16 protein-coding genes are annotated in these 23,215 nt (G+C 72.0%); 13 read left to right on the top strand and 3 right to left on the bottom strand.

All coding sequences use genetic code 11. The annotated features are described in order from the left end of the window. Window positions 1–17 precede the first annotated feature (17 nt). Window positions 18–1,979 carry a TIGR03960 family B12-binding radical SAM protein gene (locus tag ACFYP4_RS06370; RefSeq protein ID WP_358855489.1) on the top strand — a complete coding sequence of 654 codons (1,962 nt, stop codon included), beginning with the start codon at window positions 18–20 and terminating at the stop codon, window positions 1,977–1,979. A 156-nt stretch (window positions 1,980–2,135) separates the two neighbouring features. Here the strand turns inward: ACFYP4_RS06370 and ACFYP4_RS06365 are convergent, their stop codons facing one another. After that, window positions 2,136–3,566: a DUF2252 domain-containing protein gene (locus tag ACFYP4_RS06365; RefSeq protein ID WP_358855488.1), complete on the bottom strand. Its 1,431-nt coding sequence runs from the start codon at window positions 3,564–3,566 to the stop codon at window positions 2,136–2,138. A 56-nt stretch (window positions 3,567–3,622) separates the two neighbouring features. Further along, window positions 3,623–4,462 carry a class II glutamine amidotransferase gene (locus ACFYP4_RS06360; protein ID WP_358855487.1) on the bottom strand — a complete coding sequence of 280 codons (840 nt, stop codon included), beginning with the start codon at window positions 4,460–4,462 and terminating at the stop codon, window positions 3,623–3,625. Between the two features lie 192 nt (window positions 4,463–4,654). Here ACFYP4_RS06360 and ACFYP4_RS06355 point away from each other — a divergent pair, with 192 nt between their 5' ends. The 12 genes from ACFYP4_RS06355 to ACFYP4_RS06300 all read left to right on the top strand — a co-directional run bounded on the left by ACFYP4_RS06355 (window position 4,655) and on the right by ACFYP4_RS06300 (window position 20,772). Next, the gene (locus ACFYP4_RS06355) at window positions 4,655–5,020 is read left to right on the top strand and encodes an amphi-Trp domain-containing protein (RefSeq protein ID WP_358855486.1); all 366 of its coding nucleotides are present in this window, start codon (window positions 4,655–4,657) and stop codon (window positions 5,018–5,020) included. A 410-nt stretch (window positions 5,021–5,430) separates the two neighbouring features. Beyond that, window positions 5,431–6,066: a lamin tail domain-containing protein gene (locus ACFYP4_RS06350; RefSeq protein ID WP_358855485.1), complete on the top strand. Its 636-nt coding sequence runs from the start codon at window positions 5,431–5,433 to the stop codon at window positions 6,064–6,066. Between the two features lie 182 nt (window positions 6,067–6,248). Then, window positions 6,249–7,544 carry a hypothetical protein gene (locus ACFYP4_RS06345; RefSeq protein ID WP_358853743.1) on the top strand — a complete coding sequence of 432 codons (1,296 nt, stop codon included), beginning with the start codon at window positions 6,249–6,251 and terminating at the stop codon, window positions 7,542–7,544. A gap of 48 nt (window positions 7,545–7,592) precedes the next feature. Further along, window positions 7,593–8,426, top strand: a complete 834-nt coding sequence (locus tag ACFYP4_RS06340; RefSeq protein WP_358853710.1) for a TIGR03936 family radical SAM-associated protein — start codon at window positions 7,593–7,595, stop codon at window positions 8,424–8,426. Between the two features lie 246 nt (window positions 8,427–8,672). Beyond that, the gene (locus tag ACFYP4_RS06335) at window positions 8,673–12,827 is read left to right on the top strand and encodes an Rne/Rng family ribonuclease (RefSeq protein ID WP_388783307.1); all 4,155 of its coding nucleotides are present in this window, start codon (window positions 8,673–8,675) and stop codon (window positions 12,825–12,827) included. 266 nt (window positions 12,828–13,093) lie between these two features. Beyond that, the gene (locus tag ACFYP4_RS06330) at window positions 13,094–14,446 is read left to right on the top strand and encodes a phospholipase D-like domain-containing protein (protein WP_388783304.1); all 1,353 of its coding nucleotides are present in this window, start codon (window positions 13,094–13,096) and stop codon (window positions 14,444–14,446) included. Window positions 14,447–14,643: 197 nt separating this feature from the next. Next, window positions 14,644–14,964, top strand: a complete 321-nt coding sequence (rplU, locus tag ACFYP4_RS06325; RefSeq protein WP_358853713.1) for a 50S ribosomal protein L21 — start codon at window positions 14,644–14,646, stop codon at window positions 14,962–14,964. 14 nt (window positions 14,965–14,978) lie between these two features. Then, on the top strand, window positions 14,979–15,233 hold the full coding sequence (gene rpmA, locus ACFYP4_RS06320) for a 50S ribosomal protein L27 (protein WP_354782314.1): 255 nt from the start codon (window positions 14,979–14,981) through the stop codon (window positions 15,231–15,233). A 151-nt stretch (window positions 15,234–15,384) separates the two neighbouring features. Further along, entirely contained in the window at window positions 15,385–16,821 is a 1,437-nt protein-coding gene (obgE, locus tag ACFYP4_RS06315) for a GTPase ObgE (RefSeq protein ID WP_358853714.1), read from the top strand. 219 nt (window positions 16,822–17,040) lie between these two features. Continuing rightward, complete coding sequence (locus tag ACFYP4_RS06310) at window positions 17,041–17,415, top strand: CU044_2847 family protein (RefSeq protein ID WP_358853715.1); 375 nt, start codon at window positions 17,041–17,043, stop codon at window positions 17,413–17,415. 17 nt (window positions 17,416–17,432) lie between these two features. Then, entirely contained in the window at window positions 17,433–19,238 is a 1,806-nt protein-coding gene (locus tag ACFYP4_RS06305) for a trypsin-like peptidase domain-containing protein (protein ID WP_388783300.1), read from the top strand. Window positions 19,239–19,266: 28 nt separating this feature from the next. After that, the gene (locus tag ACFYP4_RS06300; protein WP_388783297.1) at window positions 19,267–20,772 is read left to right on the top strand and encodes a hypothetical protein; all 1,506 of its coding nucleotides are present in this window, start codon (window positions 19,267–19,269) and stop codon (window positions 20,770–20,772) included. Between the two features lie 69 nt (window positions 20,773–20,841). Here ACFYP4_RS06300 and ACFYP4_RS06295 read toward each other — a convergent pair whose 3' ends face one another. After that, the gene (locus ACFYP4_RS06295) at window positions 20,842–22,947 is read right to left on the bottom strand and encodes a hypothetical protein (protein ID WP_388783294.1); all 2,106 of its coding nucleotides are present in this window, start codon (window positions 22,945–22,947) and stop codon (window positions 20,842–20,844) included. Window positions 22,948–23,215: the final 268 nt, after the last annotated feature.

Genomic DNA, 23,215 nt, shown 5'->3' with positions numbered 1-23,215 from the left:
GCTCACGAAGGTTCGCGATGCCTGCCGAATCGGTCTTCCCGCAGCTCGAAGCTCTGCTCCCGCATGTGCAGAAGCCGATCCAGTACGTCGGTGGAGAGCTGAACTCCACGGTGAAGCCCTGGGACGCCTGTGACGTCCGCTGGGCCCTCATGTACCCCGACGCGTACGAGGTCGGACTCCCCAACCAGGGCGTCATGATCCTCTACGAGGTGCTGAACGAGCGCGAGGGCGTCCTCGCCGAGCGCACGTACAGCGTGTGGCCGGACCTCGAGGCACTGATGCGCGAGCACCGGGTCCCGCAGTTCACCGTGGACAGCCACCGCCCGGTGAAGGCCTTCGACGTGTTCGGGCTCAGCTTCTCCACTGAGCTCGGGTACACGAACATGCTGACGGCCCTGGACCTCGCGGGCATCCCCCTCGAGTCCCGGGACCGCACGCTCGACGACCCGATCGTCCTGGCCGGCGGCCACGCCGCCTTCAACCCCGAGCCGATCGCCGACTTCATCGACGCGGCGATCATCGGCGACGGCGAGCAGGCCGTGCTCGACATGACGGACATCATCCGCGCCTGGAAGGCGGAGGGCCGTCCCGGCGGCCGCGAGGAGGTCCTCCTGCGCCTCGCGAAGACCGGCAACGTCTACATCCCCGCCTTCTACGACGTCGAGTACCTCGCCGACGGCCGCATCGCCCGCGTCGTGCCGAACAGGTCCGGTGTCCCGTGGCGCGTCTCCAAGCACACGGTCATGGACCTCGACGAGTGGCCCTACCCCAAGCAGCCGCTCGTCCCCCTCGCGGAGACCGTCCACGAGCGCATGTCGGTGGAGATCTTCCGCGGCTGCACCCGGGGCTGCCGCTTCTGCCAGGCCGGCATGATCACTCGTCCGGTGCGCGAGCGCTCGATCACGGGCATCGGCGACATGGTCGAGAAGGGCCTGAAGGCCACCGGCTTCGAGGAGGTCGGCCTCCTCTCCCTGTCCTCCGCGGACCACACGGAGATCGGCGACATCGCCAAGGGCCTGGCGGACCGCTACGAGGAGGACAAGATCGGCCTCTCGTTGCCCTCCACCCGCGTCGACGCCTTCAACGTCGACCTCGCCAACGAGCTGACCCGCAACGGCCGCCGCTCGGGCCTCACCTTCGCCCCCGAGGGCGGCTCCGAGCGCATGCGCAAGGTCATCAACAAGATGGTCTCGGAGGAGGACCTGATCCGTACGGTCTCCACGGCGTACGGCAACGGCTGGCGCCAGGTGAAGCTGTACTTCATGTGCGGTCTGCCCACCGAGACCGACGAGGACGTCCTGCAGATCGCCGACATGGCGATGAACGTCATCGCCGAGGGCCGCAAGGTCTCCGGCCAGAACGACATCCGCTGCACGGTCTCGATCGGCGGTTTCGTCCCCAAGCCGCACACCCCCTTCCAGTGGGCGCCGCAGCTCAGCGCCGAGGAGACGGACGCCCGTCTCACCAAGCTCCGCGACAAGATCCGCGGTGACAAGAAGTACGGCCGCTCGATCGGCTTCCGCTACCACGACGGCAAGCCCGGCATCGTGGAGGGACTGCTCTCCCGCGGTGACCGCCGCATCGGCGCCGTCATCCGCGCCGTCTACGAGGACGGCGGCCGCTTCGACGGCTGGCGCGAGCACTTCTCGTACGACCGCTGGATGGCGTGCGCGGAGAAGACGCTGCCCGCCTTCGGCGTCGACGTCGACTGGTACACCACGCGCGAGAAGACCTACGAGGAGGTCCTGCCCTGGGACCACCTCGACTCGGGTCTCGACAAGGACTGGCTCTGGGAGGACTGGCAGGACGCCCTCGACGAGACCGAGGTCGAGGACTGCCGGTGGACCCCGTGCTTCGACTGCGGGGTGTGCCCGCAGCTGGACACCCAGATCCAGATCGGCCCGACCGGCAAGAAGCTCCTGCCGCTCACCGTCAAGAACGCGGCGCCGACGCCCGCGGCGAGCGGCCACACACACTGAGCCGACGGCCGCTCAAGTCGGCCGACGCCATCCTTGGAGCCCCTTCCGGCCCGGAGGGGGCTCCAAGGCATTCGCACGCGGGCCACGCGTGGTGTGGCCCCGCCCGGTCCCGCAGGAGCGGTGCTGGCTCTCCTCGCCCGCGCACCCGTACCGCCATCAGGCCTGCGGCAGTTCCTCCGCGGGGAGCCGGCCCGCGCGTACGGCGTCGATCAGGGCCTGGTGGTCGCGCTCGTTCTGGTCGGCGTACGTCTCCGCGAACGTGACGAGGGCTCGGTCGAAGGAGGTGCCGCCGCCCAGGTACGCGGCGATCGCGATGCGGTCGCCGGAGCGCGCGTGCGCCCGCGCCAGCGTCACCCCGCACAGTTCACCGAACGCCTGCATGCCCCTCGGCCGCATCTGCTCGGGCACGGCGATGCCCTTCCAGTCGTGCAGCTGGCGGACGTAGAAGTCGCGCTGCCTGCCGTCGATCCCGTCCACGCGCTCCCAGCCGAGGAAGATGTCGCTGGTGGCCTGCATCAGCCGCTGGCCCGAGACGACGCGCTCGCCCTGGTTGGCGTAACGGCTCGCGCCGACGTGTGCGGCGAGCACGGAGGTGTCGGCCTCCTTGGCCTGGAGGAAGAGGGGGTCCTGGTCGTCCCGGCCGAGCAGGAGGAAGATCCAGCACCGGGTGCCGACACTGCCGACGCCGACCACTTTGCGGGCGACGTCGGCGAGCCGGTAGTCCGCGAGGAGCGTGCGCCGGTCCGCGGAGAGAGTGCGGCCGTAGCGCTCGGTCAGCGCCCGGAACCGGCGTACGAGCGCGTCGCGTTCGACGTCCGGCAGCAAGTCGCCGGCCGGGACGAGCAGCGGCGGGTCCGCCGCGATCCGTGGCCGGCCGCGGACCGTCTCGGTGAGCTTGTCGAAAGCCTGCAGACTGTCGCGGGTACGGGCCTTGGCCATGGCGCGGGCCAGTCGCTTCTGCCCGCGCTTGCGGAGCTTGCCCTCGGCCATGGCCGCGAGGATGTCCGCGTCGACCTTCGTGTACCAGACGGCGAGGTTGCCCATGCCCGCGAAACGGATCATCGACTCACGGTACGAGCGGACGGTGGCCCTCACGATGCGTGCGCGTTCCGCGTCGTCGAAGCCGTTCGCCCGGCCCGCGATGACGAAACTCGCCGACAGCCGCTTGACGTCCCATTCCCAGGGGCCCGGCAGCGTCTCGTCGAAGTCGTTGATGTCGAACATCAACTGCCGCTCCGGTGAGGCGAGCAGGCGGAAGTTCAGCATGTGCGCGTCCCCGCACAGCTGGGCCGTGAGCCCCGACACCGGGCTGCCGGCCAGGTCCGAGGCCATGATCGCGGCGGCGCCCCGGTAGAAACGGAACGGCGACTCCATCATCCGGCCGTAGCGGATCGGGACGAGTTCGGGAACCCGCGCCGCGGACTGCGCCTCCAGGATCGCCAGTGGGTCCGGCCGGTCGGGTGCGGGCCTGTACACGCCGTGATCCGATCGCGGTGCACGGCGCCGTGCCTCCTTGCCGAAGGCCGCGCGTTCCTCGTGCGTCGCGTGCGGCGCGGCCCGCATCGCCGTGGTCGCGTTCTGGGGCATGAGAAGTCCTCCTGGTTCGGCCGTCGGCCCCTCCGGGTCCCACCCGTGCGGTGGCGTCACGCCGGTTCCGGGACGAAGGGACGGAACTCGTCGGTGCCGGCCTGCACGACGCCGTAACTGCTCTCGGGGACCTCGTTCCAGGCACCGGGCAGGTCACCGAGGGGTTCGGACACGATGAGGCGGGTCTCGTCCGACACCTCCCGCAGGAACGCCACGTCGGGATGCAGCCTGCGCAGGGCGTCCACGCGCGTGCTGTGGAACAGCGACCTGGAAGAGCCCTGGCTCGAGTAGCGGAACGCCCACACGCTTTCGCCGTCGGTCACCGCGACCGTCATCTGGAGCGGGAACTCCACACCGTGCTCGCGGCCGGCGCGCTCCACCACTCCCGCCATCCGCGCCACGGCACCCGGCGGATCACGGTCCAGACCGAACGTGAGCGCCAGATAGAACATGACCTCCGAGTCGGTCGTCCCTTCGATGTCGGAGTACAGCCCGGGGTCGACGAGCAGTGTCAGGTCGCGGCGCATGAGGTGGAAACCCGAGATGGCGCCGTTGTGCATCCACATCCAGCGGCCGTGCCGGAACGGGTGGCAGTTCGTCTGCTGCACCGCCGTGCCGGTGGACGCCCGGATGTGGGCGAAGAACAGCGGTGAGCGGACGTGATCCGCGATCTCCCGCAGGTTGCGGTTGTTCCAGGCGGGTCCGATCTCCCGGAGCAGGGCGGGAGTGCCGGCGCCGTCCTCCTGCGGGTACCAGCCGACGCCGAAGCCGTCGCCGTTCGTCGTCTCCACACCCAGCCGGGAGTGGAGGCTCTGGTCGATCAGCGAGTGAGCCGGTTTGTAGAGGATGGTGTCGAGAAGCAGGGGTGTTCCCGAGTAGGCGAGCCAACGGCACATGAGCGGTCACCTGTGCTTGGTCTGCGAGAGCCCGGGTGTCTGCGGCCCCCGGCTGCGGTCGGGGCGATGTTCCCAGCGTGCGCCGCGACCGGGCCCGGTGCACTCGGAGGCAGGAACGCCCCGAGGTGCGCGGTGTTCCCGGTGCGGCGAGATTGGTAGGCGTCTGCCAGTTCCGCCGGATCGGAGATCGCCGTGAAAGACCTCAAATTCGAGCAGAAGCGTTCCCTGTCGCGTATCGAGGCGGCCGACCAGCTCACGGCACTCGCCGACGCGCTGAGGAAGGGCGGCGACGCCGAGATGGAACTCGGTCCGAGCACGCTGAGCCTGCGGATCCCCGACGACCTGCACACCGAGATCGAGGTCGAGATCGGCGGCGGTGAGATCGAGCTGGAGATCGAACTCAAGTGGCCGACCTCGTCGGCGAGGCGAGCCGCGTCACGGACGGACTCGGCTCCGGAGGAACCCGCGAAGCGCCGGAGCGCACCCGCCGGGGCCGACCGGAGCGGCACGGGCGCCGCCAGGAAGAGCGCGAAGCGGTCCGCCGCGCGGACGACCTGACCGCGCCACAGGTCCGAACCATTGACGTCCCGAATCGAACCTTTTCCTCCCTTGTGGAACAAGGCATCGAAAATGTGACGCTTCATCGTGTTACGTGCAATTCGCGCCATCGCGCCGGAGCGTGCAGGGGGTGCGGCGGGGGCGCGCGCGGAGCTGGAAATCGCTTCCGCGGTGAACTGCGGCGGTGGGTGCAGGACGCAACGACCTGGAGCCCGGGCCCGGCCGGATCAGTTGAAGGTTGCATCTGTCAGTCACGGAAATGTCCGCATACGGCAACACCAACGGGGACACCTGCCGGACGGCACGGCGGATGACCAAGCTGTGGGTCCTCGGCACTCGCCGGGAACGCACATCGTCCTCGTCGGCCGGTCAGGCCCGGCCGGCGGGGCTCGCACAGTTGGGGGACGTTCATGTCTTCTCGCTCCAGTCGCCGTATCGCCGCCGCGGTCCTCGCAGCCGGCGCCGCACTCGGCGCGTCGGCCATCCCCGCCTCCGCGGACGGCGGCCATCACCGTGACCGCGTGGTCATCAGTGACGTCCAGTACGACTCGCCCGGCCACGACAACAACTCCAACCGCTCCCTGAACAGGGAGTGGGTCGACCTCACCAACACCGGCCGACGCGGCGTCAACCTCGACGGCTGGACCCTGCGGTCCCGGGACGGCGACACCTACACTTTCCGCCACTTCCGCCTCGAAGGACGCGCCACGGTCCGCGTCCACACCGGATTCGGCCACGACAACCGCCACGACGTCTTCCAGGACCGCCGCACCTACGTGTGGGACAACCGCTCCGACACCGCCACCCTGCGCGACGACCACGGTCGCCGCGTGGACGACGAGTCCTGGGGCCGTCGCGGCGGCGGTCACCACGAGGGCGGCTGGCACCGCGGCGGCGGTCACCACGACGGCGGTGGCCGCGACGGCGGCCGGCACCACGGCCGCGACGGGGGTGGCCGTGACGGTGACGGCCGTGACGGCGGCTGGCACCACGGCCGCGACGGCGACGGCGGTGGCCGCGACGGTGGCGGCCACCACCGTCGCTGATCCCGGCCGGCGCGGCCCGCTCGACGAGGGCCCGCCGGACGTCTGACCGGCAGCGGTGTCCCGGGCGGCTTCCACAGTCGCCCGGGACACCGCTTCGGCGTGCTGGGGCCCTGCCGGGACGGCGAGGCGAAATGCCCCGGGTGTTCCGCATCCATCCGGCCTCTCGGGGCGTCTACTCCGGTATGGAACTGGAGAAGTCGGCCGCCGGGCGGCCCGCCGGGCGTGAGGCGCCGCAGGGCGAGGGGTGCCTGGCCGTCGCGATCCGCATACCGGTGCGGATCGTGGTGCTCGTGCTGGTCGTGCCGGTGCGGCTCGTCTGGGACGCGCTGGTCGTCGGCGGCCGGTTCCTGCGGGACACCGTGCTGCGGCCGGCCGGCCGCGCGCTGGCGTGGCTGGCGTGGGCGGTGTTCGTCCAGCCCTGGGTGTTGCTGTGGCGGTACCTCGTCGTGCCGGTGGGCAGAGGGCTCGGGTGGCTCGGGTACCGCCTGCTGGTGGTGCCCGCGGTGTGGCTCCACCGGACCGTGCTGACGCCGGTCGGCCATGCGGTCGCCTGGGCGGCGCGCGGCGTGGGCGCCGGCCTCACCTGGGTCCTCCGCGGTGCGTGGGCGGGACTCGCCTTGATCCTCCGCGGTGCGTGGGCGGGACTCGCCTGGTTCTTCCGTGGTGTGTGGGCGGGGCTCGCCTGGTTCTTCCGTGGTGTGTGGGCAGGGCTCACCTGGTTCGCCCGGGGTCTGCGGGCCGGGCTCACCCGGCTGTACGCGCACGTCCTGACGCCTGTCGGGCACGGGCTCGCCTGGCTGGTCAGGCGGCTCGGACGCGTCCTTTGGGCCGTCGGTCTCGGCGTGTACACCGCCCTCGCTTGGCTGGCGCGACACCTGATCGTCGTACCGGCACTGTGGCTGTACGAGTGGATCCTCGCCCCCGTCGGGCGGGGGATCGCCTGGGCCGCGCTGGGGCTCGTACGGCTCGTACGGCTGATCTTCGCCGGGATCGGTGCCGTCCTCCACTGGACGCTGAGGATCCTCTTCGTGCTCCCCGCGCTCGCCCTGTGGCGGTGGGTACTCGCGCCGGCCGGCCGCGCACTCGTGGTCGTCGGCCGGGAGACCGGCGCCGCGCTCGGGCACGCCTGGCGGGTCGCCGGACGCGTCTCGCTCGCCGTCGGGCGCTTCTTCGCCCGGCTCCTGCGGCTGCTCTTCGTGGAGCCGGTCAGGTGGGCGTACCGCACCGTGCTCACCCCCGCAGGGCACGTGATCCGCGACGCGGTGCTGCGCCCCGCGGCCGACGCCGCGCGCAGTGCGGGCCGCACGGCACGGCAGGCCGTCACCGCGGCCCGGGAGTCCGTCCGGCAGGCCCGCGCCGACGTCCGCAGGGCGCTCTTCGGCGCGCCCCCGGAGCGGCGGACGGTGGCCCGGCGGGAACCTCAAGCCGATGGCACACGTACTCTAGGCAGCAGAACGACCGCTCTCACGAAGGACTGAACGACACTGGGCAAGCGACAGCCCGAAGGCCCGCCGCCCGCACCCGCGGTGCAGCGCATCCGACTGCGCTACACCAAGCGCGGCCGCCTCCGGTTCACCAGCCACCGTGACTTCCAGCGCGCCTTCGAGCGTGCGTTGCGCCGTGCCGAGGTGCCGATGGCGTACTCGGCGGGGTTCACGCCACACCCGAAGGTGTCGTACGCCAATGCCGCACCCACCGGCACGGGCAGTGAGGCGGAATACCTGGAGATCGCGCTCACCGAGGCGCGTGACCCCGACAAGCTGCGCGAGCTCCTCGACGAGTCGCTGCCCACCGGGCTCGACATCACCGAGGCCGTCGAGGCCCGCACCTCGGGTCTCGCCGACCGGCTCACCGCGTCCGTGTGGGAGCTGCGCCTGGACGGCGTGACGCCCGAGGACGCCAGGCGCGCGGTCGACGCCTTCAACGCGGCGGAGACCGTCGAGGTGCAGCGCAGGACGAAGAACGGGATGCGCACCTTCGACGCCCGCGCCGCCGTCGCCGGACTTGAGGCCGACGGCCCCCGGTCCGAGGCGTCGAGCTCGCCGGACGGGGCACCCGATCCACAGGCCGATAGGCCGACGGACCAGCCCTGTGCGATACTGCGGCTGGTTGTTCGGCACGTGACGCCTGCCGTTCGACCCGACGACGTCCTGTCCGGTCTCCGCGCCGTGGCCGACCTGGCGCCGCCGGTCGCCGCAGCGGTGACCAGGCTGGCGCAGGGGCTGTTCGATGAAGAGACCGGCACGGTGACCGACCCGCTCGCGCCCGACCGCGAGGCAGCCATGGCCGCCCCGGCCGATCGCCCAGGGGTCGCCGGCACTGCCGCCGCGAAGGCGCCGGTGCCGGAAGGTTCCGCGTAAGGACGGATGTCGTAGCGCCGCCCTGGCACTCGGGAGCCACCTGGGTCGGGCAGCGCACCGACCACAAGACTTTCGCCAGGCCGTGCGCACACATGGCGTACGGAACCGGCGAGACAGGACACAGAGAGCTCCCGTGCGGCGCCCGCGCCCCGGACGGCGGCACCGCGCATCGCGCGAGCCGCGGACGTCACCGGATTCATCCGGGCCAGGCGCGGCGCCCGGGAGCCTGACGGGAGATCCACCCGCATGCTCGAGCCGACCGAACCCACCGAGCCCTCCACGGGCTCCGCCGACAACACCAGCCCCAGCGACACGCTGCCGCCGCGACGCCGTCGCCGCGCCGCCTCGCGTCCCGCGGGCCCGCCGTCCGCCGCCTCCGAAGCGGCGGCCGAGACCACCGCGCCCGCCGTACCGGCCGCGTCGTCCGCCGAGCTCGCCACGGACGAGACCGTGACCGATGCCACGGACACGCCCGGGGCGCGAGAGAGCGAAGAGACGGCGGCCGAGGCCCCCGTCACCACCGGCGCCGAGGCCCCCGCCGAGGACGGCGCCCCGCGCCGCGCCCGGCGCCGTGCCACCCGGCGTGCGACCGCGCCCGTCGCCGCTCCGGCGGCCGACGTCGAGGCGGAGACCGTGGTGCCCGCCGTCGCCGGTGCCGAGACCCCCGAGCCCGCGGCCGAGTCCGCCGCCGTCGCCGGGACTGTGACCGAGCAGGCCGACGACGACGCCGCGCCGCGCCGTTCCCGCAGGCGGGCCACCCGTCGCGCCTCGGCGCCCGCCGGCGCACCGGCCTCCGCCGAGTCCGCGGCCCCCGCGGACGTACCGGCCGACAGGGCCGCCGAGGCCACCCCTGCCGAGGCCGCCCCCGTGGAGGAGGCGGCCCCCGCCCGCCGTACGCGGCGCCGTGCCTCCGCGCCCGCCCGTACGGTCGAGACGGCTGAGGCCGCGGACCGGGCCCCCCTCACCCCGGCGGACGAGTCCGCTCCCGCCGCCGAGCCGGTGGAGTCCCCGGAGCCCGCCGAGGCGGCCGAGGACGCCGCCCCCCGTCGCTCCCGCCGCCGCGCCACCCGACGGGTCTCCACGCCCGCCGGTGCGCCCGAGGACGCCACCGCCGAGCCGGTGGAGGCGCCCGTGGCCGACGAGAGCCGGCCCGAGGAGCCTGCCGCGACGCCTGCCGCCGCGGCGGAGCCCGCCGCCGGGACCGCGCAGTTCACGCAGTCCGAGGAGGTGGCCGCGCCGCGCCGTGGCGGCCGCCGCCGCGCCACCCGCCAGGCCGCCGCCGGTTTCTCCGCGCCCGCGCCGGAGACCGACGAGGGCGACTCCGCACGACGCCCCGCGCGCCCCGCCGTGGCCGTCTTCCAGGCGCCGGTCTTCGCCGAGCCGATGTTCCAGACCCCGGAGCGGGCCGCCGCTGCCGCCGCCGAGGACGTCGAGGAGCCGGCCGAGGAGCCCGCGGAGGAGCCCACGGAGACGGTGGAGGCCGTCGAGGAGCAGGCCGGACCGCGCCGCCGCCGTCGCCGCCGCGGTGGTGACCAGGAGCCCGCCGCGAGCGCGCAGGCCGCGCCGAAGCCCGAGCCCGAGCCCGAGGAGACCGTCGACGAGGAGGAGTCCGCCGAGGACGCCGCCGACGGCGACGACACCGAGGACACCGGCTCCCGCCGCCGTCGCCGCCGCGGTGGCCGCCGCCGTCGCCGCGGTGAGGCCGGGGACTCCGACACCGACTCCGGTGACGACGAGTACGCCGACGAGCAGGCCGCGCAGGACACCGAGGACACCGCCGAGCCGGCCGAGGACGACGCCGAGGACGCCGACGAGCGTGAGGAGGCGGGCGGTTCCGGCTCCAGCAGCAGCCGTCGCCGCCGCCGTCGCCGCCGTCGCGCCGGTGACTCGGGCGTCGAGGTCGAGACCGCGGACAGCGACCCCGAGCGGACGATCGTGAAGGTCCGCGAACCGCGCAGCAAGAAGGACGAGCACCCCTCGGACGAGGTGCAGTCCATCAAGGGCTCCACCCGTCTCGAGGCCAAGAAGCAGCGCCGCCGCGAGGGCCGCGAGCAGGGCCGCCGACGCGTCCCGATCATCACCGAGGCCGAGTTCCTGGCCCGCCGCGAGGCCGTCGAGCGCGTGATGGTCGTGCGCCAGAACGGCGACCGCACCCAGATCGGCGTCCTCGAGGACAACGTGCTCGTCGAGCACTACGTCAACAAGGAGCAGTCGACCTCGTACGTCGGCAACGTCTACCTGGGCAAGGTCCAGAACGTGCTGCCGTCGATGGAGGCCGCCTTCATCGACATCGGCAAGGGCCGCAACGCCGTCCTGTACGCCGGTGAGGTCAACTTCGAGGCGCTGGGCATGGCCAACGGCCCCCGTCGCATTGAGTCCGCGCTGAAGTCCGGCCAGTCGGTCCTCGTCCAGGTGACGAAGGACCCGATCGGTCACAAGGGCGCCCGGCTGACCAGCCAGGTGTCCCTGCCGGGCCGCTACCTGGTCTATGTGCCCGAGGGCTCGATGACCGGCATCAGCCGCAAGCTGCCCGACACCGAGCGCGCACGGCTGAAGACCATCCTCAAGAAGATCGTCCCCGAGGACGCGGGCGTCATCGTGCGCACCGCCGCCGAGGGCGCGAGCGAGGACGAGCTGCGCCGTGACGTCGAGCGGCTCCAGGGGCAGTGGGAGGACATCCAGAAGAAGGCGAAGAGCGGAAACGCTCCGACCCTGCTGTACGGCGAGCCGGACATGACCGTCCGCGTCGTGCGCGACATCTTCAACGAGGACTTCACCAAGGTCATCGTCAGCGGCGACGAGGCGTGGGAGACGATCCACGGATACGTGTCCCATGTGGCGCCCGATCTGACCGACCGGCTCTCGAAGTGGACCTCCGAGGTCGACGTCTTCGCGACGCACCGCATCGACGAGCAGCTGATGAAGGCGCTGGACCGCAAGGTCTGGCTGCCGAGCGGCGGTTCGCTGGTGATCGACAAGACCGAGGCCATGATCGTGGTCGACGTCAACACCGGAAAGTTCACCGGGCAGGGCGGCAACCTCGAGGAGACCGTCACCAGGAACAACCTGGAGGCGGCCGAGGAGATCGTGCGTCAGCTGCGGCTGCGCGACCTCGGCGGCATCGTCGTCATCGACTTCATCGACATGGTCCTGGAGTCCAACCGGGACCTCGTGCTGCGGCGGCTGCTGGAGTGCCTGGGCCGGGACCGTACGAAGCACCAGGTGGCCGAGGTCACCTCGCTGGGCCTCGTGCAGATGACCCGCAAGCGGGTCGGCCAGGGCCTCCTGGAGTCCTTCTCGGAGACCTGCGTCCACTGCAACGGCCGCGGCGTCATCGTGCACATGGAGCAGCCGACCTCCGTCGGTGGCGGCGGCAAGCGCAAGAAGCGCGGCCGTGGCGGCGAGCACACGCACGAGCTCGAGCACGAGGCCGCGGAGACCTTCGAGGCCGAGCCGGAGGCTGAGACCGAGGCCGAGGTGGCCGCGGAGGCCGCCGTGCCGGCCGCGCTGCCGGCCCCCGAGTTCCAGCCGGACGAGGAGCTGTACAGCAGCGCCGCCGAGGCCGAGGCCGCCGCGTCCCGGGGCCGTTCGCGGCGCAGGACCGGCCGGCGTGCGTCCGCTCCGGCGGGTGCGCCGCGGGGCGAGGAGCGTGCCGCCAAGTCCCGGGACGCCGCCGAGTCGGAGCCGGTGGCCGTCGAGGACCCGGTCGTCGAGGCGCCCGCGGCCCCCGTGGATGCACCCGTGGCGGCCGAGGCCCCCGCGGAGCTCGCGCCCGCCCAGGAGGCCCCGGCGCCCGAGGTGTCCGCCCCGCAGGGCCGTACGCGCCGTCGGGCGACCCGCAAGGTGTCGGCCCCCGCCGGTTCGCCCAAGGCGTCCGACGAGGCCGCGGCGGTGACGGTCGCGGTCTCCCCGCAGCCCGTCGCCGAGCCGAAGCCTGAGCCCGCGTCGGAGCCGGAGCCGGTGGCCGAGTCGCCGGCTGCCGGACAGGCAGAGGCGCCCGCAGACAGCGCCGCCCCGGCCCGTCCGCGCCGCCGTGCCGTCCGCAAGGCGACCGCGCCCACCGCGTCCGAGGAGGCGGCCGTCGTGGTCGTCCCGTCGGCCGCGGCGGAGACCCCCGCGGCACAGGACTCCGCGCCCGAGGCGGCCGGTGCCGAGACGCCGGCCGAGGAGCCGGCGGAGTCGGCACCGGCGAAGAAGACGGCCCGCAAGACGGCCAAGAAGGCGACCGCGAAGAAGGCCGCCACGAAGAAGACCGCGGCCAAGAAGACGGCCGCGAAGAAGACGACGGCGAAGAAGGCGGCGGCCAAGACCACCAAGACGGCCGCCAAGTCGACGTCGAAGAAGACCGCGGCGGCGGAGCGGACGGTGTCCACCGTCACGGCCTCCACCGACGAGGACTGAGCAGACCGCACGCCCCCTGCCCGGCGGTGACCACCGCCGGGCAGGGGGCGTACGTATGTGCGGACAGGGCGGGAGCGGATCGGGGCGCGGGCGCCTGAGCGGGGATTTTCGTCCGTCCTGACGGGTTTTCAGGGCTTCTCCGCTTCCGCGGCCACCCCCCGCCGCTTGGAACACGATCAGCTACATGTAAAACTCAAGCAGTCACACGGATGAACTCACGGGCGGCGTTGGGGAGACGGCTTGCTCGTGTCAGGGGAGGGGATCTCATGGCGCGCGTGCGCCTGACGGGCACGGGGCGGCACCGCGCTGTGAAGCCGGTCAAGGGAGGACGCCAGGCCGTCGCGCTGGCCACGGTGCTGTCGGCCGCGGGGGTCCAGGCGGCGACGTCGGCGGGCACCGCGGAGGCGGTGGGCGGTCCGACGTGGACCGAGGGCCCGATCTTCAACGACCCGCTGGGGACCACGGATCAGCAGTACGCGATCCGCACCCGGCTCATCGAGCTGACCAACGCGGCACTGCCCGGCTCGGTCATCAAGGTCGCGGTGTACCACGTGTGGGAGGCGTCGGTCGTCAACGCCCTGGTGGCCGCGAAGGACCGCGGGGTCAACGTCCAGGTCCTGCTCGACGAGTCCAGCGTCAGCGACCGTCCGACCAACACGTCGTACAGCACGCTGGCCGCGGGTCTCGGCACCGACCGCGCCAAGGGCTCCTACGTCAGCACGTGCCCGGCGAAGAAGTCCTGTCTCGGCGACCCGAAGTTCGGGCAGTCGATCATGCACAACAAGTTCTGGCTGTTCTCCGCAGTCCAGGGCGCCACGAACGTGGTCGTCGAGACGACGTCGAACTCGACGCCGTCCGCGCACACCCGTTTCTTCAACGACGCGCTGCTGCTGCCGAACAACCCGACGATGTACGACGCGTACTCGGACTACTTCGACACGATGGTCGCCCGTGACTGGGCGTCCTGGAACTACCGCACCGTCAGCAACGGTCTCTACAAGGCGTACTTCTTCCCGCGCGAGGGCAACACGCGGGACACCGACACCGTCTACTCGGTGCTGAACAACGTCCAGTGCTCGTACAAGGACGCCGCCGGGGTCACGCAGAAGACCAAGGTCCGGGTCGCGATCTTCAAGCTGACCAGGATGGCGATCGCCGAGAAGCTGGTCTCGCTGCAGAAGGCGGGCTGCTCGGTGAGCGTCGTGTACGCCGAGACGGACAGCGCCAAGAGCTCCGGCGGCACCAAGGGCACCTGGGAGAAGCTGCACACCACCGGCGGCCCCTCGGTGCGCTGCTACAACGACGACCGGGACCCGCTGAACCCCGGCCAGAAGCTGATCACGCCGTTCATCATCCACTCCAAGTACATCCTCATCGACGGCATGTACGACGGCGTGCAGAACAAGGTCAGCTTCACCGGCTCCGGGAACTACACCGGGCCCGCGCTCCGCGAGAACGACGAGTCGATCGTGAAGGTCGACGACGACGCCGTGCACGACATGTACCGGGCGCACTTCGACCGCGTACGGTCGGTCGCGTACCCCGGTGCCGCGGACACCACGGACCTGTGCAGGGGCGTGAAGCCGCTCCCGGACGACGGCGAGAAGCCGACGACGTGACGTGCGGCACGGTCGCCGGGCCCGGCCTGGTTTGACCCTTTCGGCTGCGGCCCCGTAACCTTGACCGTCGGCGTGTCCCCTGACGCGCCGCATCCCCGTAAACCTCTTCCTCCCGGCGTTCGCGCTCGGGAGAGGCCGCTCGCGCAAGCCGGTGGCTGGACTGCGGGGGTCCCGATCCGAGTGAGAGAGAGATCCGCGTGTACGCCATCGTGCGCAGCGGTGGTCGCCAGCACAAGGTTGCTGTCGGCGACATCGTTGAGGTTGACAAGATTTCCACTGCCAAGGTTGGCGACACGGTCGAGCTCTCGACCCTGCTCGTTGTCGACGGCGACGCCGTGACGAGTGACCCCTGGGTCCTCGACGGCATCAAGGTCCAGGCCGAGATCGTGGACCACCACAAGGGCGCGAAGATCGACATCCTTCGCTACAAGAACAAGACCGGCTACCGCCGTCGTCAGGGCCACCGCCAGCAGTACACGGCGATCAAGGTCACTGAGATCCCCGCGGCTGCGAAGTAAGGGACTGAGGAGAGATGGCACACAAGAAGGGCGCATCGTCCACCCGGAACGGTCGCGACTCCAATGCTCAGCGGCTCGGCGTGAAGCGCTTCGGCGGTCAGGTCGTCAACGCCGGTGAGATCCTGGTCCGCCAGCGTGGCACCCACTTCCACCCCGGCGCCAGCGTCGGCCGTGGCAAGGACGACACGCTGTTCGCGCTGACCGCCGGTGCGGTGGAGTTCGGCACCCACCGCGGCCGCAAGGTCGTGAACATCGTTCCGGTCGCCTGATCCAGTCCCTTTAGGGCCCAGGCTCCGCGGAACAGGTTTCTCGCGAGGCGGACCTCACTTCCCGGTCGGGAAGGCGGGTCCGCCTTTCGCGTGTTACCCAAGAGACATTCCGTACGTACAGAAGTAACCGAAGTGCTGGAGGCACCCCACCATGACCACCTTCGTGGACCGCGTCGAGCTGCATGTCGCCGCGGGTAGCGGAGGCCACGGCTGTGCCTCCGTACACCGGGAGAAGTTCAAGCCGCTCGGCGGCCCCGACGGCGGCAACGGAGGCCGTGGCGGTGACGTGATCCTGGTCGTGGACCAGTCCGTCACCACGCTGCTCGACTATCACCACAAGCCGCACCGCAGCGCGACCAACGGCAAGCCCGGCGAGGGCGGCAACCGCTCCGGCAAGGACGGCCAGGACCTGATCCTGCCCGTCCCGGACGGCACGGTCGTCCTCGACAAGGCGGGCAACGTCCTCGCCGACCTGGTCGGCAACGGCACCTCCTACGTCGCCGCCCAGGGCGGCCGCGGCGGCCTCGGAAACGCGGCGCTGGCCTCGGCCCGTCGCAAGGCCCCCGGTTTCGCGCTCCTCGGCGTGCCCGGCGACTTCCAGGACATCGTCCTGGAGCTGAAGACGGTCGCGGACGTGGCCCTGGTCGGCTACCCGAGCGCGGGCAAGTCCTCGCTGATCTCCGTGCTGTCCGCCGCCAAGCCGAAGATCGCGGACTACCCGTTCACGACGCTCGTCCCGAACCTCGGCGTGGTCACGGCCGGCGAGACCGTCTACACGATCGCCGACGTGCCCGGGCTCATCCCCGGCGCCAGCCAGGGCAAGGGCCTCGGCCTCGAGTTCCTCCGCCACGTGGAGCGCTGCTCCGTCCTCGTCCACGTCCTGGACACTGCGACCCTCGAATCGGACCGCGACCCGGTCTCCGACCTCGACATCATCGAGGAGGAGCTGAAGCAGTACGGCGGTCTCGACCGGCGCCCGCGCATGGTCGTCCTGAACAAGATCGACGTACCGGACGGCAAGGACCTGGCCGAGATGGTCCGGCCCGAGCTGGAGGGCCGCGGCTACCGTGTCTTCCAGGTGTCGGCCGTCGCCCACACGGGCCTCAAGGAGCTGTCCTTCGCCCTCGCCGACGTGATCGCGAAGGCCCGCGCGGCCAAGCCGCAGGAGGAGGCCACGCGCATCGTCATCCGCCCGAAGGCGGTCGACGACGCCGGCTTCACGGTGGCGCGGGAGGAGGACGGCCTGTACCGCGTCCGCGGCGAGAAGCCCGAGCGCTGGGTCCGGCAGACCGACTTCAGCAACGACGAGGCCGTCGGCTACCTCGCCGACCGGCTGAGCCGGCTCGGAGTCGAGGACCAGCTGATGAAGGCCGGCGCCCGCACGGGCGACGGCGTCGCCATCGGCCCCGAGGAGAACGCGGTCGTCTTCGACTGGGAGCCCACGGTCATGGCCGGCGCCGAGATGCTCGGCCGGCGCGGCGAGGACCACCGCTTCGACGCTCCCCGTCCCGCCGCCCAGCGCCGCCGCGACAAGCAGGCGGAGCGGGACGAGTCGGAGAAGGCGTACGACGACTTCGAGCCGTTCTAGCCGCTCCCGGCACCCGCGCCCGATGGTCATGGAACGCCCCGATCCGCACGGATCGGGGCGTTCCCGCATGTGAGGCCGCTCCTGGCGCGCGTCTTGGCCCGGCCCAAGTCGGCTGATTACAAGGTGTGTTCGCCGCGTGACGATCTACGATGCGGGGCGAGCCGCGGGCCCGGCCGGGCGGTGTGCGCGGACTCCTCAGCCGAGTGCCGAAGGAGCGTCATGAGCGACCGGACCGTGCGGACCGTCGAGGTGCCCGTGGGCGACGGGGGCGACGACGTCGTGCGCGTCCAGATCCGGGAGGTGGACGAGTCCCTGGTCCGGGTGGGGCGCGGGGGACGGGCCGTGGCCCGCGCCGAGCGGTCGCTCGGCGAGATGCTCGACACCGTACGCCCGGTCGCCGACAGCTTCGTCGGCCGGTTCGGGGCGCTCGCGAACCCGCCCGACGAGATGACGCTGGAGTTCGGGGTGTCGCTGTCGGCCGAGGCGGACGTCGTCATCGCCAGCACCGCCACGCAGGCCAACTTCTCGGTGACGCTGACCTGGCACCGGAGTGAGGACCCGGGCGCGGCTCCGGACAGTCCTCGGGCGAGCTGAGCCGGGCGGGCGGCGCGGTGACGGGGGAGGAGTCGCGGAGTCCGGACGAGGCGCTGGCCGCCGCGGTCGTCCGGATCAAGGGGCAGGACGGCGAGGTCGGCGGCGCGGGCTTCCACGTCGCCCCCGACCTGGTGCTGACCTGCGCCCATGTGGTGTCCGACGTGCTCGGCACGCGGCGGGAGGATCCGGTGGCCGTGGGGACCGCCGTCACCGTGGACCTTCCGCTGGCGGCCGGGACCGATGACGAGGGCACCGGCGCGTCCGGAGCGGCCGGGAGGGGCGACGAGGGCACCGGCGGGTTCGGGAGCGGCGACGAGGGCACAGGCGGGTTCGGGCGCACGCGCAGCACCGAGGGCGCGCCGGGCACGGCTCCCGGCCGCCCGCGCCCGGAACGCAGGGCCGTCGTCGAGGCCTGGATCCCCATCCGGGCCGACCGGACGGGCGACCTGGCCCTGCTGCGGCTGCCCGAGCCGCTCCCCGGAGCCCGCCCGCTGCCCATGGCCGACCCCGGGAGCGTCTGGGAGCACGGGGCCCGCGCGGTGGGGTTCACGGACGGCGAGCCGGGCGAGAGCTGGTTCCGCGGGATGCTCGGCGGCGCCACCGGCGAGGGCTGGATCCAGCTCTCCCGGGCCGACGGGCAGGCCGCACACGTCAGGCAGGGCTTCAGCGGGACACCGGTCTGGGACAACGAACTCGGTGCGGCCATCGGCCTGATGGTGGCGGCCCAGCCCGAGCAGGAGGCCCAGCAGGCGTTCGTCCTGCGGACCCGGACCCTGCTGGCGGAGCTGCCGGGACTCGCCTCGCTCGTGCTGCCCGACGTGCCGTTCCGGGGCCTCGCCACCTTCCGGGAATCCGACGCGGACGTCTTCTTCGGGCGGGACGACGACATCGAGGACGTGGTCGACGCCCTGGGTGATGAGCGGCTGACCGTCACCCTGTGCGGGCCGTCGGGCTCCGGGAAGTCGTCCCTGGCGCTGGCTGGTGTGGTCCCGCGGATGCGGCGGGCCGGCTGGGACGTGCTAGTGGTGAACGCCGGGCAGGTCTCGTCCCCGCTGTTCGCGCTCGCCACCGCGCTGTACGAGGACGTCCTCTCCGGCCGGTACGGGCCGGCCCGGGCTGCGAGCGCCGACCAGGTCGAGTCCTGGATCGCGGGCAAGGGCCTGGCGGACGCCCTGCACCGGGCGCGCGGCGGTGCGGGTGGCAGGCTGCTCGTCGTCCTGGACCAGGCCGAGGCGCTCCTGGACCGTACGGAGGCGGAGGTCGAGGAGGCCGTCCGGCTGCTCTTCCCCGAGCGCCGGACGGACGGCGGACCGCGGGTCCTGCTCACCCTGCGGGCCGACCTCATGGGCGCGATGCTCCAGCACCCGCGCCTGGGCCCAGCGCTGCGGGCGGGGCAGACGCTGACCCTGACCCCGATGACCCGCGAACAGCTCCGCGAGGTGATCACGCGTCCCGTGCAGCAGGTTCCGGGTGTGACGTCCGCCCGGGCCGCCAGGAACTCGCCGTCGGCCCTCACCTGCCGGGCGAGCTGCCGCCGAGTTCGCTGCCAAGGCCGAGGCGAAGCGATCCCACAGCGAGCAGGTCCACTTCATGGACTTCTCCCCGGACGGCTCCGAGATCGTGACGGTGGCGGACGAGCGGCTGGGCGTGTGGGACCTGCGGGCCGGGACCCGCCGGCCGGTGCCCGGACGGCCGCCCGCGGTCCGGGCGGCGTGGTTCGGTCCGGACGCGAGGACGCTGGTGGCCCAGCGGGGTCCCCAGGATCCCAACGGCGGGAAGCACACGGTCGTGGCGATCGACACCCGCACCGGCCGGACACGTGAACTCGCGCGCGACGTAATGGTGTTCGAAATGGACACCATGATCATGTCGGTGCCGGCCGTCGCGCTGTCCGGTGACGGCAGGGTGCTGAGCCATTGCCGGACGGAGAAGCGGGACGGGACGAACCACGCGGTCTACCGGACACTGCGGGTGACGGACGGCCGGGAGCTGAAGCGCTACGTGACCGACGGCTACCGCTGCCGTGGCGTGGCCCTGGACCGTACGGGCGCCCTCCTCGCGATGCACGTGTACAAGGCCGAGTGGGCCGTGGGCGGCGTCCGCAAGGGCAACCGGCTGCTGCGCGCGGACGGTACCGAGCAGACGGCCGACCCCACCGGCCGTCTGCTCGGGGACCCGGAGCACCCCGTGGTCCCCGTCTGGGACGAGACCGGCGTGACCGGACTGTCGCTGGAGACGTCCGACCATCCGCTGCACCTCGTGGTCGTCCATCCTTTGATACTGGATGACGCCAGGACCCTGGTCGCCCACATAGAGACGCGCAAGGCTCCCCCGGACCACGTCGGCAACCGTCTGGCACTGGTCGACGCGACGACCGGACACGTGAAGACCCAGGTGAAGCGGCCGCCACGGGACAGCGCCATGAACCCGGACGCTGCGCACACCCTGGCGGTCAACGAGGCGCAGACCCTGGTGGCCGACGTCGTGGGCCGCGACAGGATCCAGATCCGGCGGATTCCCTCGCTTCGCGAGGTCGCCGAGATCACCACCCGCATGCCTCCCGTCGACAAGCAGGGGAGGGCTGGCCTCTCGCTGCTCTTCCTGCCGGGCGGCGACGAACTCGTCACCCTCTCGGGCACCCGGATCGAGCACTTCGACGCCCGCAGCGGCCGACGCCTGACGAAGACCCTGGACGCGCGCAAGCTGGGACTCCCCGGGAAGACGCCCGCCCTGACCACCTCCGACGGCAACCCGCCCGACTCCGGCTACGCACTGAACCGCCGCCCCGAACCCGGACTCGTACAGATCGTGGTGCGCGGCCAGTCGCGGCTGTACGCCGTCGACCTGCGGACCGGCAAGGAGGTCAGGGGCTTGAGGGTGGCTCTCGGCCCGGACAACGACCGCGCCTTCCTCGACCCGAGCGGACGGTACGCCGCCGCGAAGACGAAGGGCAGCATGGTCGAACTGTGGTCCGTGGGCGCCGGGCACCCGCCCGAAAGGGTGCTCGGCCCGCTCGGGCCGCTCGGGGCGAACGACGTGTCCTGGGGCGACGGATTCACTCTCGGTTTCACCGGCCGCGGCTCGGAGTTCTACATGGCGGCGGGGAACTCGGTGCGCTTCCAGTACGCGGGCGACCCGAGCCGCTTCGAGACGTACGACTTCGCCGAGGACCAGTACTTCCTCGCCGCCACCCGGGACGGCCGGACGCTGCTCCGGGTCCAGAATGGCGTGGTGAACCTGCTGTCGCTCGACCCCGGCCGGTGGAAACGCCATCTGTGCGAGGTCCTCGGCCGTGACCTCACGGACGGTGAGCGGCGCGGGCTGCCCAGGCTGCCGGCGGCGGTCTGCCCGGACTGACCCGGACGCCGTGCACGTCGAGGCCCCCGGGAGCGCTGCTCCCGGGGGCCGTCGGCGTACTGCGTGGACCTACGCGGTGACCGAGTCCTCCGCGCCGTTCTCCTCGGTCTCGACGGCCTCCAGGCCCTGGTCGGACTCCTGGGCCGTCTCCTGGGCGGCGCTGCGCTGGGAGGGGATCTCCGCGGCCAGACGCGACTCCATACGCACCCGGCGCTCGTCGGCCTTGGTGCACAGGGCCGCGATCGCCGAGTCGAAGCGGGCCAGGGACGGCGGGTCCGAGGGGCCCAGCAGATGTTCCTTGAGCTCGGCGCGGGCCGCGGTGAACAGGTCCTTCTCGGGGGAGCGCACCGACTCCAGCAGGGCCGGGACACCGTCCGCCGCCTGGGTCAGGACGACGCCCGCCGACACCGTCGGGAAGCCCGCGCGGAAGGCCGCCTCGGACATGCCCGAGGTGTTGGCGACGGCGTACGGCTTCTCGCTGGACAGCCAGTCGGAGACGACCGAGGAGACATCGCTGATCAGCAGGTCGGCCTGGTTGAAGCAGGCGAAGATCGCCGGACGCGCGTCCGTGATGATCTGGTGCTCCCACTCCGGGAAGGACGCCCAGTAGGCGGACTCCCACGCCGTGGTGGCCCGGGCGATCTCCGCCTCGCGGTCACCGTGCGGGGCGCCCTGGAGCAGCATCCGCTCCATCTCGTCCGCGCTGGGCCGGAACGCGGTGGAGGTCAGCTTGTCCAGCTCCGCGGTGCGGCGGGCCAGCTCGGCCGCCGCCTCGGGGCCGGGGCGGGCGCCCGACCGCTTGGTGTTGGCCTCGCGGATCATCGCCTTGATGCGCTCGTTGGCGGCGCCCGCGCGCGGGTCGACGGAGCCGGTCATCGGGTGCGGCTTGTAGAGGAGACGCACACCGTCGTCGGCCAGCAGCCGCCGGACGATGTTCTCACCGGCCAGGACCACCGAGGTGTTGCCCGGGTTGCCGTCCCAGCCCTCCCAGGTGGGGGCGTACAGGACGGTCGTGTACGTGCCGGTCGGCGCGCCCGAGTAGGGGCGGATCGGCGCCAGCTGCGGGCGGCCCACCTCGACGATGTCCTTGTTCTCGACGCCGACCTCGGCCAGCAGGTAACGCTCGCGGGCCGCGGGACCCGCCACCCACACCTCGTCGTACGCCTTCGCGTACGGGTTGCAGGAGGACAGCTTGTCGCTCTCGCCGTGGTTGGTGAACGCGTGCTTGATCGTGGGGATGCGCAGCACCTGCGAGGTCTTCGCGGCGTTGGCCGGGTGCAGCATCATCTTCAGCGTCGAGTTCTCCAGCGAGAACATCGTCGAGACCTTCGGGAAGCAGATGATCGGGACGTCCGTCGCGTCGATCTTCTGCACCATGAAGCGCTCACGCAGCACGATCAGCGGCTTGGCGTCGATCTGGGAGAGCGTCGAGAGCCACATGTTCGCCTGGTACGCCGACGTCGTACCGCCGGAGAAGTACATGGCGACCGTCGGCCGGTACTCCGCCAGCCACCTGTCCAGCCACTCCATGACCTGCTGCTCGCTCTTCGCGCGCTTCTTCGGGAGCAGCCAGGTGCCCAGACGGGCGATGCCGCCGATGATCAGCACCAGGGCGGCCCCGACACCGACGCGGCCCCACAGGGCGTCCTGGGTGGCGGCGGTGAGGACCAGGCCGGCCGTCGTCGGCACGGAGAAGGTCAGCAGCCGGTGGCCCGGCCGGCGGGCCAGGATGCGCGGCGGCGCGGTGCTCAGGCGCAGCGCGGAGGCGTCGATGTTCCGCGTGACGATCGGCAGCGTACGGGTGCGGCGGACCAGCACCGCGACGGCCTGGCACACGAAGTGCAGCGCGTAGAACAGGCACAGCGCGACGAGCAGCGGCGCCTGCTCGCGCTCCGGGTCGATGCCGTCGATCCGCAGCAGCCCCACGAGGACGAGCATGTCGCGCAGCAGCTGGCGCACCGTGACGTCGAAGCGGACCTTGCCGAGCAGCGCGAGCAGACCGGGGTCGCGGTACTGCAGATAGACGTCCAGGGCGAGACCCGCCGCACTCGCGGCGACGAACACCGGGACGTACGGCAGCAGAGCGGAGACGATCTGCGCCGTGAAGAGCGCGAACATCGCGAACAGCGCGGAGAGCTGCACGATGCGGCGGGGGGCGAGGCGTGCGGAAGGCACGGGCGGGGCTCCTGCGAAGGGATGCGGCGGATGGGAGAAGCGGGGGGTGACGCCGGCAGGCATGACCTGGCCGACCACTGACCGTATGACCTCTGGCGCCCGGCTAGCAATCTGCGGTGAGAACAATCACCGGAAAACGGGCATCCTGCCGAGAACCCTGTGAACACGGCGGTCGTCCGCCCCTCGAAACGCGGCGGCGCCGGCCGCCCGCGCTCACGTAGATTGCACGTACCGGGCTGGTCGGACCTCGGAGACATTGGGGAAATAC

Source organism: Streptomyces sp. NPDC005551 (genome assembly GCF_042871785.1).
In the GTDB taxonomy this organism is placed as follows: Bacteria; Actinomycetota; Actinomycetes; order Streptomycetales; family Streptomycetaceae; genus Streptomyces.
Note: the sequence above shows the minus strand (reverse complement) of the source record. Positions and strands in the feature narration are given on the sequence as shown.